This is a genomic window from Mesorhizobium marinum (assembly GCF_040813675.1).
Taxonomy (GTDB): Bacteria; Pseudomonadota; Alphaproteobacteria; order Rhizobiales; family Rhizobiaceae; genus Mesorhizobium_K; species Mesorhizobium_K marinum.
In genome coordinates this window covers 288,078-302,394 of record NZ_JBFOCI010000003.1, presented here as the reverse complement: position 1 = coordinate 302,394, position 14,317 = coordinate 288,078, and the positions used below count along the sequence as shown (strand labels likewise).

The window sequence follows — 14,317 nt, the reverse complement described above, 5'->3', positions numbered from 1 at the left end:
TGCCTTTCCTGTACCAGCCATTGCGGCGCTGCGGCTAGCCCTGTTGGCTGCGGTGGTCGTGCCGCTGACGCCCGGTCCAGCGCGCGAGTTCGCGTCGCAGCCCAGGCGCGGCGGCGACCCTGGCGAACTGTTCGGCTTCGCAAAGCAGGCCCGTGGCGATGCTGTGATTGATGCCACGCGTCACCGCCGCGAGGATTGCGGCGACGGCTTCGGGCGTGTGCTGCAGGACCGTCCACGCGAGTTCGCGCGCGGCGGGCAGCAGCCGCTCATCAGGCACGACCTGGTTGACGAGGCCGATCCGCTGCGCGTGCCGGGGTGTGAAGGCGTCGCTGGTCAAAAGCAGTTCGAGCGCGCGTTTGCGGCCGGCCAGGCGCGGCAGCCGCTGGGTGCCGCCGAATGTCGGCGGCATGCCGAGCTTGATTTCGGACTTTGCGAACCGGGCGCTCTCCGCCGAAATCGCCAGCGGCGCAGCTTCGGTGATCTCGCAGCCGCCGCCATAGGCGAGGCCGTTGACGGCGGCGATGACCGGCTTGGTGAACGCCTCGATGCGTGCGGTGAGCCGCTGGCCCCGCGCCACGAAATCGCGAAGCGCGACCCCCGGACCGGCGGCGACGCTGGCGGAGAATTCGTGGATGTCGGCGCCGGCCGAGAAGGCGCGGCCGGCGCCCGTCAGGATCACCGCGCCGACCGCAGGGTCCGCTTCGATGCTGTCCAGCAATTCCATCAGCCGGTCGATCAGCGCGTAGTCGAGCGCATTCAGCTTGTCCGGTCGGTTGAGGGTGAGCGTTGCGATGCGGTCGCTGCGTTCGACGAGCACGATCTCGGTCATGGAGGCCTCCTTGCTGGAAGTCATGTTGAACGGAGAGCGCGAGCATGTATATTCACTAGTAAGTATACCTAGGGGTGATGGAGATGGCGGAGGCGAAGCCCGGGACTCGGCAACGGAGCGGGGGGGCCGGCACGCGCGAACGCATCGTCGATGCCGCAGCGAGGTTGTTTTACCGCCACGGGATCGGTTCGGTGAGCGTCGATGCGGTCGCCGAGGCGGCGGGGGTGACCAAGCGCACGCTCTACAATCATTTCCGCAGCAAGGACGATCTTGTCGCCGCCTATCTGGAGGCGCGCGACCAGCCGAATCTCGCGCTGTTCCAGGCGTGGTTCGACGCCGCCGACGGCGATCTCGCGGACCGTCTGCGGGCGCTGTTCCGGAAGCTTGCGGAAAACGCGGGCGGCCGCTCGTGGAAGGGGTGCGGATACCTGCGCACGGCAGCCGAACTGGTCGCCACCCCCGGCCATCCCGCCGTGCAGGCCGCACGCCGCCACAAGCGCAATGTGGAAGCGTGGCTATCGTCGGTCATCGCGGCAGAGCGCCCGAAGGCTGAAGCCGAGCGGCTGGCGCGGCAGCTGCAACTGCTGATGGATGGCGCGTTCGCGGCCGGCCTGCTGCACCGCGACCCGGATTACATGCAGGCGGCGGGGGAAGCGGCGGATGCGCTCCTCAGGCGAAGTGAGGGGCGGTGAGGGCCGTCGGCCGAAACCCCGGCCGGTGCGGTCGCCGGCCGTGAAACCACAACTGCCGCGGGCATCAGCTCTCCCCCATCATCTCCCGGCCGATCAGCCAGCGGCGGATCTCGCTGGTGCCCGCGCCGATCTCGTAGAGTTTGGCGTCGCGCAGCAGCCGGCCCGTCGGGTAGTCGTTGATATAGCCGTTGCCGCCGAGGAGCTGGATGGCGTCGAGCGCCATCAGCGTCGCTTTCTCGGCTGCGTAGAGGATGCAGCCGGCGGCGTCCTTGCGTGTCGTCCGGCCGCGATCGCAGGCGGCGGCCACCGCATAGACATAGGCGCGGCACGCGCTCGTCGTCGAATACATGTCTGCGAGCTTGCCCTGGACAAGCTGGAAGTCGCCGATCGGCTGGCCGAACTGCTTTCGCTCGCGCGCATAGGGCACTGCGACGTCGAGGCAGGCGGCCATGATGCCGAGCGGCCCGCCGGCAAGCACGGTGCGCTCGTAGTCGAGGCCGGACATCAGCACTTCGACGCCGCGCCCTTCCTCGCCAAGCACGTGATCGAACGACACTTCGACGTCCTGGAACACCAGTTCGCCGGTGTTCGATCCCCGCATGCCGAGCTTGTCGAGCTTTTGTGCCACGGAGAAGCCGTGCATCCCCTTCTCGATCAGGAAGGCGGTGATGCCGCGCGACTTCCGTTCGGGATCGGTCTTGGCGTAGACGACGAGCACGCCGGCGTCCGGACCGTTGGTGATCCACATCTTCGAACCGTTGAGCACGAACCGGTCGTTTCGCTTCTCGGCGCGCAGCTTCATCGAGACGACGTCGGAGCCGGAACCCGGCTCGGACATGGCCAGCGCGCCGACCGTTTCGCCGGAGCAGAGGCCGGGCAGGTACCTCTCCTTCTGCGCCTCGGTACCCCAGCGGTTGATCTGGTTGACGCACAGGTTGGAGTGCGCGCCGTAGGAGAGGCCGACGGAAGCCGACGCCCGCGAGATCTCTTCCATGGCGACGACGTGGGCGAGGTAGCCCATGCCTGCGCCGCCGAAATCAGGATCGGCGGTGACGCCGAGCAGGCCAAGCGCGCCGAGCTCGCGCCACAGGTGCGCCGGGAACTCGTTCGAGCGATCGATGTCGGCGGCAAGCGGTGCGATCTTGTCCTGCGCGAGGCGGCGCACCATGTCGCGCAGTGTCTCGACCTCCTCGCCGAGGCCAAAGTCGAGTGTGTTGAGATACATGCCTGTCCTCCGGGCGCTATCCGCGCTCGCGATCTTGCGGCAACATTGTCCGGGAGGGAAGCGCGCGATGACGGCAAGGAGCGCCGGCATACTGGTCTACCGCGAACGTGCGGGCAGGATCGAGGTCCTGCTCGTCCATCCGGGCGGGCCCTTCTGGGCGCGCCGCGATATCGGGGCCTGGTCGATACCCAAGGGCGAGTTCGGTCAGTCCGAAGAGGCCGAAGCTGCGGCTCGCCGCGAATTCACGGAGGAAACCGGCTGGACGATTGAGGGTATGCTGACGCCGCTTGGCGAAGCCAGGCAGAAGGCGGGCAAGGTGGTAACGGCCTTCGCGGCCCGCGGCGATTTCGACCCGGCGGGCCTCAGCAGCAACAGCGTCGAGATGGAATGGCCGCGCGGGAGCGGGCGCGTACTGGTATTCCCGGAAGTCGATCGCGCAGCGTGGTTCGCGCTGGCTAAGGCGCATGAGAAGTTGATCGAGGGGCAACGCCCCTTGCTTCAGCGGCTGGTCGCAATGAGCGACGGCCGCCGGGCAAGGGAGTGAGCGTGGGTCGTCGTGGGCCTCTGTCGCCCTGGTCGCGGCGCGATCAGGGCGCTAGGCCAATCCTGTCGGGATATGGAGGTTGAGATGCAGCTGCCGCCGTTCAAGCTTGACCATTGGCTCGCAATGCACAGTTTCGCGACGCCCCCCATCGCCTACGATCTGGCGTCCAGCACCGGACCGAAATGGACCTTGCAGGATTTCCTGGCGCTGGGCGATGGCGCCGGCATGGAAGACGTCGTGCTCGGCTACGCCCCATCCGAGGGTGGAAGGGCGTTGCGCGCCGCGATCGGCGACTTTCTCGACGTGGACCCGGACTGGGTGATGGTGACGCTCGGCGCTTCGGAAGCGTTGTCGGTTCTCCTGTGCACGGCGGCCAGGCCGGGCGCGAATGTCGTGCTGCCGCATCCGGGCTATCCGGCCTTCGATCCGATGGCCGGCGTCTGGGGGCTGGACGTGCGCCATGTCAGGCTGTCGCGCCAGGACGGCTTCCGGCAGCGCGCCGCAGACATGTTGAAGGCGGTCGACGACAACACGGTCCTTGCGCTCGTTAACTCGCCGCACAACCCCGTCGGCACCGTGATGCCGCGCGAGGAAATCGAAGAACTGGCGGCCGCCTTGCAGCGGAAGGGTGTGCCGCTCGTCGTCGACGAAGTCTACCACCCCCTGTATTTCGGCCATTCGCCGGCGTCCGCGGCCGCGATTCCCAACGTCATCGCGATGGGCGACATGTCGAAGGCGCTGTCGCTCGCGGGCCTGCGGCTCGGATGGCTGGTCGTGCGCGATCCGGCAAGGCGCGCGCAGATGATCGACGCGAGGAGCTACTTCACCATCTCCAGTTCGCCGCTGCTGGAAGAATTGGCCGTGCATGCCTTCGCCAGCCGCGAGGCGATTCTCGCCAGGCTGCAGATACCGGCCAGCGAAAACCTGGCCGCGCTCGGGCGGTTCATGGACCGCGTCTCCGACATCCTTGCCTGGGTGAAGCCCGATGGGGGCACGGTCTGCTTTCCCTGGTTCCGCGACGGCCGCGACAGCCGTCCGTTCTGCGAGGCGCTGGCCGCGCAGGGCGTGCTGGTGGCCCCCGGCGACTGCTTCGGGACGCCGGAGCACATGCGCGTCGGCTTCGCGCTGCTGGCGAACGACAAGTTCGTCGAGGGATTGGCGATCTTCGAGCGCGTCCTGCGCGAGCAGTAGTCAGCCTCGCGCCGCCTTCAGAGCCCCGGGCAGTTCTTCGGCGAAGATGTCGAGTTCGTGATCGAGGCCAACGCTCACCCGGATGCAGCGCTCGAGCACCGGCACCATCGGCTTGCGGATGAAAACGTCGCGGGCAATCATCTGCTTGAGGACGGCAAGCGCGAAGGCGCCGTCGCCGCCGCAGTCGATGGTGACGAAGTTCGTCGCGGACGGGATCGGCGAGAGCCCGTTGTCGCGGGCGATCGCGGAAATGCGTTCGCGGCCGGCCGCGACCTTGGCCTTCACCTCGGCGAGGTAGGCCTGGTCGGCGAGCGCCGCCTCGCCGGCGACGAGCGCCATGCGGTTGACGCCGTAGTGGTTGCGCACCTTCTCCACGTCGCGGATGAAGCCTTCCTCGCCGACGGCGTAGCCGCAGCGTATGCCGGCGAGCCCGTAGGCCTTGGAGAAGGTGCGCATCCAGATCACGTTGGGGCGCGACACGTCGATCGGGAAAAGTGCCGAGTCCGGGCCGAGTTCGCCATAGGCCTCGTCGATGATGAGCATGGTGGTTTCGGGCAGCGCGTCGGCGAAGCGCCGGATGTCGGAAGCCTCCCACCAGGTGCCCATCGGGTTGTCGGGGTTGGAAAGATAGACGAGCGGAGCGTTCTCGCGCTTCACGGCCGCAAGCAGGCCGTCGAGGTTCTCGTGGTCGTTCTCGTAGGGAACCGCGACCAGCCGGCCGCCGAAACCGGCAACATGGAAATTGAAGGTCGGATAGGCGCCCAGCGATGTGACGACCGGCTGTCCCGGCGAGATCATCATGCGCACGACGAGGTTGAGCAGCCCGTCGATACCCTCGCCGACGACGACGTTGTGACAGGCAACGCCGAGATGCCCGGCGATAGCGGTCTTCAGGTCGAAATTGTCGGGGTCGCAATACATCCACATGTCGGGCGCGGCGGCCCGCATCGCCGCAATGACCGACGGGGCCGGCCCGAAGCTGCTTTCATTGGCGCCGATGCGCGCCCGGAAGGGACGTCCCCCGCGATCACGCTCCTGCGCTTCTGGCCCGACGAAGGGGACGGTCGGCGGCAGGTCTGCGACGAGCGGGGTGAGGGCGGGGCGTCTGACCATCGAAAGCTCCTTGCGGGCCGCGATGCGACGGCCAGACAGGTTTCTGCTGCCAAACGGCAAGAAGTTCAATGGTCGCGACGGGCTGGCATGCAAACTCCGGCCGGTCCTTGCCCGGCGGTCAGCCAACCAGCTTCCTCGGGTCGAGGCGCGCGCCGGCCCGGTCGAACAGGTGAGTGGATGCGGGATCGATCCGCAGATACACGGGGGCGGCAGCAGGGGTCGAGGCGACGCCTCGTTGCGGCTGTAGGTGTCGCTGGCCATCTTGCGCGGTGGCAATGGTCGTTTAGGAACCGGATCGCCCGGCTGGCAGCTGCGTCGGCGCGGGCCGGGCGGGATCCGCCGCAGCAGCCGTGGCGGTTATGCGCTGCGCCGTCCTCAGCATCTCGAAGCCCGGGCGCCACATGGGAAAGGTCCCATCCGGCAGTACGTCACCGAGGATGCGGGCGAGGTTCCATTCGGCTACGCCGGTGATGCTCTTCATCATGCCCGCAACATCCTGGGCGTGCACCATGTGCCCGAGAAATTCCGCGTCCCCTCGGGTCGGTTTGCTGACGTTTGAGAGGCCAATGGCGGCGCAGAGGTCCGGCGCGATCTGTGCGCCGTCGTCGTCCTTGAGCAGCGCGGCCGCCCACGCGTCGAGATGGCCCACCGCAGCCTCCTGCACGGGTTCGACCAGGGAAACATGCTGTTCCATCTCGCCGGCGTGCTCCTGGAGGACGGGCATGGTCCCGCCGTCGTCGTCGCGGCGGTAGCCGACGGTCGTCCCGTGCCCGGCGCCGTGCAGGATCTCGAGTAGCGAAGGGCTCGAACGGATCAGGTCGCCGCGGTGCTGCGGCGCGCCGTAGCTCGCCAGGTAGCCGACGGCGTCGCCCTTGAGGTCGTATTTGGAAACGCCGAAGGTGGCCAGGTAGCGGCCGCGGATCCGGCGATCAACGTTTCGCGCTTCCGACAGCGCGCCGAGGCAACGCTGCAGGGTCAGGTGCCAGCCGAGGTCCACCACCATCGTGTCGTCGGCTTCGAAGAAGTCCTGCTCGGCCAGATAGTCGACCGCCCGTTCGTGCTTTGCCAGGTTGCGGGCCTGGATCATCGGCCAATGGTCGATGATGAAACTCCGGAACTGTGCGAACGCGCCGCCGTGCAGGCGGTCGGCCGAACTGTGGAACCCGTAGTCGCGAAGCGCGTCGCTGACATCGTCATAGGGCAGGGATAGGCGCTCCGTCGCCTGACCCAGGGTCGTCTTGCTCCAGCTCTTGCTGAAGACCTCCAGGGCCGTCTCGCGATCGGCAAACAGGAGGCTCGGGTAGAGGCTGGTACGTGAAACCATGAGGTAGCGGGTATCGTAGGCCTGCCCGGCATGCCTGGCGACCAGGTCGAAGCAGCGTTTGAGCAGAAGTCCCTCGCGGGCCAAGAAATAGATTCGCGCAGCCTTGGCGTCGATCGCCTGCCGCACGAGCCAGAGATTGAAGCCGAGAAGCAGAAACCCGAGCGACAGGGCGGCCCGCAGCGCCGGTTGGCCGGAACCCTCCGTTTGTCGCGCGAGCGCGTCGCCGATATCGCACAGGACGGTCGAGGCGGCCACCGATCCGCTCGACGCGGTGCGGATGCCAAGGCGCTTCTGGAAAGACATCCGCGTGTTGAGGTAGTGCCACGACCGCAATCCTTTCATGGTCGGGGCGGAGACGTCCGACAGTACGTTGTCTCCGATATGCAGGATCTCGTCCGGCGACAGTCCGGTGCGCTCGATCACCACGTCGAACAGCGAACCGTCATGCTTGACCTTGCCGAAAGTGCTGGACACGAAGAACAGCGACTTTCCGTAACGGAACTTGTTGCAAATATCCTTGATGAAAGTCTCGTCGAAATACGTGTCGGTGGTAATCGCGACTGTCTTTCCGCGCGAGACCGCATAGTCGAAGAGCTCGGCGGCGCACTCGTCTTCCTCCAGCACGGCGCGTTCGCAATCGAGTTCCATGCCGATGAGCAGCGCGCGCTGCTTGTCGGAGAGATGCATGCGCCGCGCGACGATCGCATAGATCTCGGCAAGCCTGGTCTCCATGCGGCCGGCATGCAAGGCCTGCGCCCTGGCCGCCGCCTCGGCTTCCTCGCGAGTCCTGGCGAGACCGCGCGCCGCGGTTCCCAGTACGCCCGCGGCCTGCTGCTCGACGAGCGCGAACATGTCCTTGGAGAAGAAGACGCCCCTGCGGCGCACGAGTGTGTCGAAAAGGTCGAAGGAGACGCATTTCGATACGTCGATCAACTCACGGATGCGCACCTTGGAATCGATCATGCCGATGCGGGACAGTCCTGCGCTGCGGTAACCCATTGATTATAGTCGGGCGAGAACTGCCAGTAACCAGTTCCAGTTGTTTCTCCGAACAGAGATTGTATGCCTTTTGCCAATAGTTTATAGCTATTTCTGCGCTGGGGAGCGTTGTCAATGGAACACACTAAAGCCTTTCGGCGAGCCGTGCCCTCTATTGGCAGTCCATAAATGGCCAATCGTTTTCGACGCCTGTCACGACGACGGCGTCGGACATGCGGTGTCCAGCGTCCGGCCGGGTGCTGCGTACTTTGGCCGCTGCTGATGGGAGAGCAGGGCCGATGGCCTTTCTCGAAGGCTTTGAACTGATCTATCCAACACTGGTGTTCGTCGTAGAGACGCTCGGGGTGAAGGCCCTGCATTCCGAGGACGTCGTGCAGACGCTCCTGTTCGCGGGAAAGCACGGGCGCGCCGCCGAAACCACTGGCGGTGGGCAGCCGAAAATGGTGCTTATCGCGGCGGACGGCGACATTGCCGGCCGTGACCTCATATGCGAGCGCGTGCCCGACCTGGGCTCGCGCGGAGTCGCATTCGTGGCCGTCGCCGAACCGGAGACGCCGGCGCTCGGTCATCCCGAACACCAGCGTGTCTACGCCGTGTTCGAAATGCTGAAGCGCGGAGAGCCGGCGGAGATCCATTTTCAGGATGCCGGAGGCTATGGCTACTACCTGACCCTCGCGAAGCGGTGCGGCATCCATTTCCAGAAGACGACGCTGGTCGCCCACGTTACCGGCGGCGTGCTCTTCTCGCTCGAGGCGCAGGATGCGCTGGTGAACGAAGAGCGGTCGCTGATGCTGGACGTGTTCGAATGCGGATCGACCCGCGATGCGGATGCAGTCGTCGTGCACGACCGCAGGGCCTGGGACTGGTACCGGTCGCGCCTGCCCTCCCTTCCGCAGCAGGTCATCGACATCGCCTGGGGCGCAGCCTCGCCCACGCGCCCGGCGGCAGCGGCGCCGCTCGCCGAACCAAAGCCTGCGCGCATCGTGTTCCTCGGCGCGCTTGGCCAGGAATCCCGCCTGCGCAACTTCTGCGATGCGATGTCTCTGCTTGCGCGCGAGCGGCCGTTCCCGTTCGAGGTCGCCTTCGTGGGCGAGGCTGGCAAGGTCGGCTCCGTCGATGCCGTTTCGTACATCCGGATCAGGGCGCAAACCTGGAAGGTGCCTATAAGGATCGAGCGGAACCTCGACCTGTTCGAGGAAGTCGAACTCGCCGCCGATCCGGGCAATGTCGTCGTCTGCGATGTGAGCCGGCGCGAGAGCTTGCGGGCGCGGCTGTTCGCGAGCTTCGGCGTTCCGTTCGCACTGATCGGCAGGGACATGACCGTGTCGGACGACGAGACGCCGCGCGCGATCGTGGCGCGAATCTCAGAAATCCTGGCTTCGGCGTCGTCCGCCATTGCGCGCCCCCGGCCGGCGACATCCTGGGCGGATGGCCGGCAATGGACGATCGCGCCCGTGCGCTCAGCGCCGCTCGAGGCGCCTGCCGTTGCGCCTCTCGTGTCGGTCGTCGTCACGCATTTCTCCCGTCCGCAAAAGCTGCGCTTCGCACTGGAGTCGCTGCGGCGGCAAGACTACGCCAACTTCGAAGTCATCGTCGTCGACGACGGCAGCCCGGAGGAGGCCGTGGCGCTGGAACTCGACGCGATCGAAAAGGAAATCGAACCGCTCGGATGGCGTCTCGTCCGGCAGGCCAATCGTTATCTGGGGGCGGCGCGCAACAAGGGCGCCGCGCTGGCGCGAGGCGACTACCTGCTGTTCATGGACGACGACAATTGTGCGAGGCCCGACGAACTCTCCAAGCTCGTTTCTGTCGCCGTCCGGCTGGATGCCGAGGTCGTCACGCCGTTCTACCACGGCTTCGAGGATGAAGAGGACGTCGCGCGCGATCGTCCGACGGTCTGCTACGCGCCGGTAGGCGGCGATCTCGCCTTCGCCGTCTTCAGCCCGGCCCTCGGCGACGCCAACGCGCTGTATTCGACCGACCTGTTCCGGCGGATCGGCGGTTTTTCTGAAGACTACGGCATCACGCACGAGGATTGGGAACTGCACATTCGCGCCGATCTGGCCGGCGCCAGGCGGGTTACGCTGCCCCTGCCGCTGTTCTGGTACCGGATCGACCAGGGCGGCATGTACCGCAACCAGCTCATGCAGATGCATCGCAACGCCAACCTGCGCCGGCACATCCGTCCCTATCTCGATGCCCTGCCGCACTATCAGGCGAAGCTGGTTCAGTACGCCCAGGGCCTCTCGGTGCTTCGACAGCAGGCAACTGGCGCGGGGGCGAACGCCGAAGCGCAGAACATCCTGCGGCATGCTTCGGGATCTCGCCCCTTTGCCCGCGTGGCCATCGTGGTCCGGACGAAGGACCGCCCGGTGATGCTGCAGCGGGCGCTGCGCGACATCCTGGCCCAGACCTACAAGGACTGGATCGCCGTCGTCGTCAATGATGGCGGGGAGGTCGATGCCTTGGATCTGGTTCTCGAGCAGTTCGCCGAGGACTTGTCCGACCGGCTGATCGTCCTGAACAATGCGGTCTCGCTGGGCATGCAGACGGCATCCAATCTCGGCATCGACGCCTGTGACAGCGATTTCATCGTCATCCACGACGATGACGACACGTGGGATGCAAGCTTCCTTTCTCGAACCGTGGAATGCATGGACTCGGAAGGCTGGAACCCGCGCGTCGCCGGCGTCGTCACGTGGTCAGACGTGATCGTCGAGCAGTTCATCGATGGTTACGACATCGTCGAGGTCGACAGGTTCGTCTTCAACGACCGGCTGCATGCGATTTCGCTGGTCGACCTCGGCATCGAGAACAGGTTCCCGCCGATTTCCTTCCTGTTCCGACGCGCCGCCTTCGACGATGTCGGGCATTTCCGGGAGGAGTTCGGCGTTCTGGGCGACTGGGACTTCCACCTTCGCATCCTCGAGCGATTCGACATACGCGTGATCCCGGAGCCGCTGGCGGGTTATCATCACCGCCCCGAGGCGACGTCGGGCGCCTACGGAAACTCCGTCCACGCCCAGAGGGATATCCACGTCGCCAAGCGCAAGGAGCTTGTGAACAGCTTCGTGCGCAGGGAAGGGGGCGGCACAAGCGGATCTGTCGGCCAGCTGCTTCTTCAGGGGCAGTTCTACAAGAACCTGGAATACGATCAGAACGAGCGCTTCCAGAAGCTCCACAACCAGATCTGGGAGGTCGAGCAGCGGATGATCCAGCAGATGTCGGAGCGATCTGGAAAGGGTCGCTTCAGTCTGGCCCGCTGGCTGCCGGGTTCCGGCTCAGGCAACCTGGTTGAGAACGGCGACTTCCGGGAATGGCCAGGCCCACGCGATGTCTTTGCTGTGAAGGCGCTCAGCACGGGAATCGTTTGCCCCGGCCTGCTTGTCACGTTCGACGGACGCGAAAAGACATACGCGCTGGACCGGATGACGTCGGACGGGACCATCGGCCTTCCCAGGGGAAAAACCTACCTGCGCGTCGTCAACAAGGGGCAGGCCAGCACCGAAAAGCGTTTCTGGCTCGAATTCCCGATCGAGGATGCCGACGCAATCGCGGGACGCAAGTTCACCGTGTCGGGCAAGGCCCGATTGCGCGGCGTCTACGAATGGATGTCGGTCGGCGGGCGCATCGATCTGCCTGATCGCACCAGGATCACGCTTCCGGAGCAGAAGGTCTTCCTGTCCGACGATTTCCAGTCGTGGGCATGCACCCTGGATTGCCCGCGCCTTGATCCCGTCGACGATGCGGGGGCGCTGGCACGTGTTTACCTGAAGGTCCCGTATTCCGAGGAGTTCGTCCTCGAACTCACCGACATGCAGGCGGAAGTGGGCGAGCATCCGACCAAATTCAGATACCGATCCGGCTCGTCCTCTCCGAGGCAGATCGCCAAGCAGGAGCGCGTGAGGGAAGGAAGTACCCGACGCGACAGGGCTCAGCCGCAGACGCGGAGATCGTCGACGTCGAGGTGAACGCTGCCCTGACGCCAGAGCGCCATGTAGTCCTCGTACCTTGCGGCGGCATCGGGTGAATCGATCGCCATGTCGTCGGCTGAAAAGCCGACGCCGTTCACGTCGATCTCCTTGACGAAAAGGTTGGTGTCGCCGATCTCCTTTTGCGCGTCCCATTCGTCGTTGAGGAACTCGACGCGAACCCTCGACGGGCATGTGCCCGCGGGAAGGGGGAACTCGAAGACGGTCAGCGCGGCTGCGATGTCATCGTCGGCCGCGGCCTTGTCGGCGTTCTTCGGCGCTGCCGCCACGTCGAAGAATCCCACCGTCGCGCCGTCCACTTCGACGCGCGCTCGCGGCGGCGTTACGAAGCTGGTGCCGGTCGCAGCAATCCTGATGCCGGTGCTGCGGGCTTTGGCGCCGGCCGAGACTGCACCGTGCCCGCCGAGTATGGAGCCCTCGATAAAGTCGTCCTGGTATCGGACCCAGGATGCAAGATGCTGCAGGGCCGGTTCCGCCTCGTTGGTGTCCGGCGTGAGGTTGTGCGTCTCCTTTGGATCCGAGGCAAGGTCATAAGTCTCGAGCGTGCGGCCGCGCGAGTTGTAGATGTATTTTCGGTTACCTTCCCGATAGCCCACCTTGAAACCGTTCCAGGGGCTGAAGAAGTAGAGACGCCCCGGCCGCTCTGTCGCGAGCAGGCTGGCACCCTGCCACAGCGCAGGCCGCTCGACGCCGAGCAGGTCGAGGATCGTCGGTGCAACGTCCGTGTTTCCGCCGATGACGTCGGACCTCTGGCCCGAAAATGCCTTTGCGTTCACGAAGATCAGCGGGACGTGGATGTTCTCTTCGTAGATCGCGCTGGCGTGTACATAGGTTCCATGCTGCCCGAACGCCTCGCCATGGTCGCCGACGATGACGACCAGCGTGCTGTCCGCCAGCTTGCTCGCCTCGAGAAAACGCATCAATTCGCCAAAGGCCGCATCCCCGACGTTCAGCGCGTTCAGGAAGCGGTTCAGGTCGTCGTTCGCGACATATCTGCGAACCGTGTCGTCGGCGAAATACGGGTAGTGCGTCATACCCGTCCAGAACGTCGCGAAGAAGGGACGCGTTGCATCTTCGGCGATCCAGTTCTTCAGGCGGTCGACGGTGCACAGGTCGTGCGAGAAGTCCATGTAGCGCCAGGTCTCGCTGGAGTTCTTGTAGACCCGGTCACACGACCAATCGCGGAAGTCCTCGATGACGTCGAAGCCCTTGTTGGCGAGGAAGAGATCTGTCGATTGAAAGCGCGAATCGCTCGAACTTATGTAGGCAGTTCTGTAGCCGCGTTCGCTCAGGACGTTTGCTACCGATGCAAGCGGCAGATCGGGGTGCTTTTCGGTCATGCCGGTGCTCGATAGTTCGGGCACGATCGAAGTCAGCAGCGAGAACAGCGAGTAGTTCGTTGCGGGGGCGTGGGCGTAGACGTTGTTGAACCGTAGCGATGCTGCGCCGTAGCGGTTGATGTTCGGGGTGACGGGAGCGGGGGTCGAATAGTCGTAGACGTACTCTGCCGGCACCGACTCCAGCACGAACAGGATGACGTTCCTGATCCCGGAAAGATCGCCGCTCTTTTCAATGTCGCTTTTCTGGATGCCGCCGCTTGCCCGGGACCCGCCGATGCCTCCGCTATTTGCCGCCCCGATGTCGAGGTCGGGCCCTGCCGGAACGGCTACGGAGGAGAAGAACGCGATGACCGGGTTATCCAGGCGCGCGCGCGCAACGGTCGGTTCCGCGACTGCTCCTGCCACGAGTGTCCCGGCCAGGGCGAGGCTCGCTGCTCCGAGGGCTGTACGGGGGGTCGTCCTGTGCAGGCGAAAGACGAGCAGGGCGAACGCCGCGGACAGTAGCGCGAGAAACGCCGGAACGAGTGCCGCCATTGCCAGGGTTTTGGCGTCGGCGAAATGCAGAATGCCATTGATGGCGCCTGAGAGGAAGTCGGAGTACCTCAGCCAGTCGATCGTGACCGGTTCGCCGAGAAGCCTGACGATCGCGATGTTCGCGACGCCGTATCCGAACGCCAGGACGGCGACGATGAAGGTCGCGTAGACGACAAGCGAAGGGCGCATGCGACGCGGCCAAAGCGCCGTCCAGGCGGCCGCAGCAATCAGGCAGCAGAGTAGAATGTCCTGCAGGAAGCCGGCGAAGACGTTGGCCGCTGTTTCTGTGATCGTTCCTATCCCGAGATCGGGGAGGATGAGGACAACCCGCAAGCCGAGCAGGCAAGTGGCCAGCGCCGCTACTATGGCGAGCACGAGCAACCGGGACTGTCTCCTGTCCGACAGGGCTCGACGAAATGCCGCGAGCATGGCTGTTCTATTCACGTCGGTCCTCGACGCCTCACGTCGTCAGGGATGCGGGCTCGACAGCGGTGGCGAAAACGCCGTCCGCTGGCCGCAGCCACGCGGTCGCCT

9 protein-coding genes are annotated in these 14,317 nt (G+C 65.3%); 4 read left to right on the top strand and 5 right to left on the bottom strand.

Annotated features, from left to right (window positions below; all coding sequences use genetic code 11):
- Positions 1-34 precede the first annotated feature (34 nt).
- Positions 35-829: a crotonase/enoyl-CoA hydratase family protein gene (locus tag ABUE31_RS12285; RefSeq protein ID WP_367723888.1), complete on the bottom strand. Its 795-nt coding sequence runs from the start codon at positions 827-829 to the stop codon at positions 35-37.
- A gap of 83 nt (positions 830-912) precedes the next feature.
- Between ABUE31_RS12285 and ABUE31_RS12280 the strand changes: the two genes are divergently transcribed.
- On the top strand, positions 913-1,521 hold the full coding sequence (locus ABUE31_RS12280; protein ID WP_367723887.1) for a TetR/AcrR family transcriptional regulator: 609 nt from the start codon (positions 913-915) through the stop codon (positions 1,519-1,521).
- Positions 1,522-1,585: 64 nt separating this feature from the next.
- Here ABUE31_RS12280 and ABUE31_RS12275 read toward each other — a convergent pair whose 3' ends face one another.
- Complete coding sequence (locus ABUE31_RS12275) at positions 1,586-2,746, bottom strand: isovaleryl-CoA dehydrogenase (RefSeq protein WP_367723886.1); 1,161 nt, start codon at positions 2,744-2,746, stop codon at positions 1,586-1,588.
- Positions 2,747-2,813: 67 nt separating this feature from the next.
- Between ABUE31_RS12275 and ABUE31_RS12270 the strand changes: the two genes are divergently transcribed.
- Entirely contained in the window at positions 2,814-3,290 is a 477-nt protein-coding gene (locus ABUE31_RS12270; RefSeq protein ID WP_367723885.1) for an NUDIX hydrolase, read from the top strand.
- Between the two features lie 84 nt (positions 3,291-3,374).
- Positions 3,375-4,481 carry a pyridoxal phosphate-dependent aminotransferase gene (locus tag ABUE31_RS12265; RefSeq protein WP_367723884.1) on the top strand — a complete coding sequence of 369 codons (1,107 nt, stop codon included), beginning with the start codon at positions 3,375-3,377 and terminating at the stop codon, positions 4,479-4,481.
- On the opposite strand, the gene ABUE31_RS12260 is transcribed toward ABUE31_RS12265, so the two are convergent.
- Together ABUE31_RS12260 and ABUE31_RS12255 are read right to left on the bottom strand one after the other, a co-directional pair.
- A complete protein-coding gene (locus ABUE31_RS12260) occupies positions 4,482-5,594 on the bottom strand; it encodes a pyridoxal phosphate-dependent aminotransferase (protein ID WP_367723883.1) in 1,113 nt (370 codons plus the stop codon). It abuts the gene before it with no gap.
- A 283-nt stretch (positions 5,595-5,877) separates the two neighbouring features.
- On the bottom strand, positions 5,878-7,917 hold the full coding sequence (locus ABUE31_RS12255) for an HAD family hydrolase (protein WP_367723882.1): 2,040 nt from the start codon (positions 7,915-7,917) through the stop codon (positions 5,878-5,880).
- 278 nt (positions 7,918-8,195) lie between these two features.
- Here ABUE31_RS12255 and ABUE31_RS12250 point away from each other — a divergent pair, with 278 nt between their 5' ends.
- Positions 8,196-11,888: a glycosyltransferase gene (locus ABUE31_RS12250; RefSeq protein ID WP_367723881.1), complete on the top strand. Its 3,693-nt coding sequence runs from the start codon at positions 8,196-8,198 to the stop codon at positions 11,886-11,888.
- Here ABUE31_RS12250 and ABUE31_RS12245 read toward each other — a convergent pair.
- Positions 11,852-14,158, bottom strand: a complete 2,307-nt coding sequence (locus ABUE31_RS12245; protein WP_367724168.1) for a sulfatase-like hydrolase/transferase — start codon at positions 14,156-14,158, stop codon at positions 11,852-11,854. The genes ABUE31_RS12250 and ABUE31_RS12245 overlap by 37 nt on opposite strands.
- Positions 14,159-14,317: the final 159 nt, after the last annotated feature.

Coding starts and splice junctions, on each gene's coding strand:
- ABUE31_RS12280 (WP_367723887.1), top strand. CDS start 913: ATGGCGGAGGCGAAGCCCGGGACTCGGCAACGGAGCGGGGGGGCCGGC.
- ABUE31_RS12270 (WP_367723885.1), top strand. CDS start 2,814: ATGACGGCAAGGAGCGCCGGCATACTGGTCTACCGCGAACGTGCGGGC.
- ABUE31_RS12285 (WP_367723888.1), bottom strand. CDS start 829: ATGACCGAGATCGTGCTCGTCGAACGCAGCGACCGCATCGCAACGCTC.
- ABUE31_RS12255 (WP_367723882.1), bottom strand. CDS start 7,917: ATGGGTTACCGCAGCGCAGGACTGTCCCGCATCGGCATGATCGATTCC.
- ABUE31_RS12260 (WP_367723883.1), bottom strand. CDS start 5,594: ATGGTCAGACGCCCCGCCCTCACCCCGCTCGTCGCAGACCTGCCGCCG.
- ABUE31_RS12250 (WP_367723881.1), top strand. CDS start 8,196: ATGGCCTTTCTCGAAGGCTTTGAACTGATCTATCCAACACTGGTGTTC.
- ABUE31_RS12265 (WP_367723884.1), top strand. CDS start 3,375: ATGCAGCTGCCGCCGTTCAAGCTTGACCATTGGCTCGCAATGCACAGT.
- ABUE31_RS12275 (WP_367723886.1), bottom strand. CDS start 2,746: ATGTATCTCAACACACTCGACTTTGGCCTCGGCGAGGAGGTCGAGACA.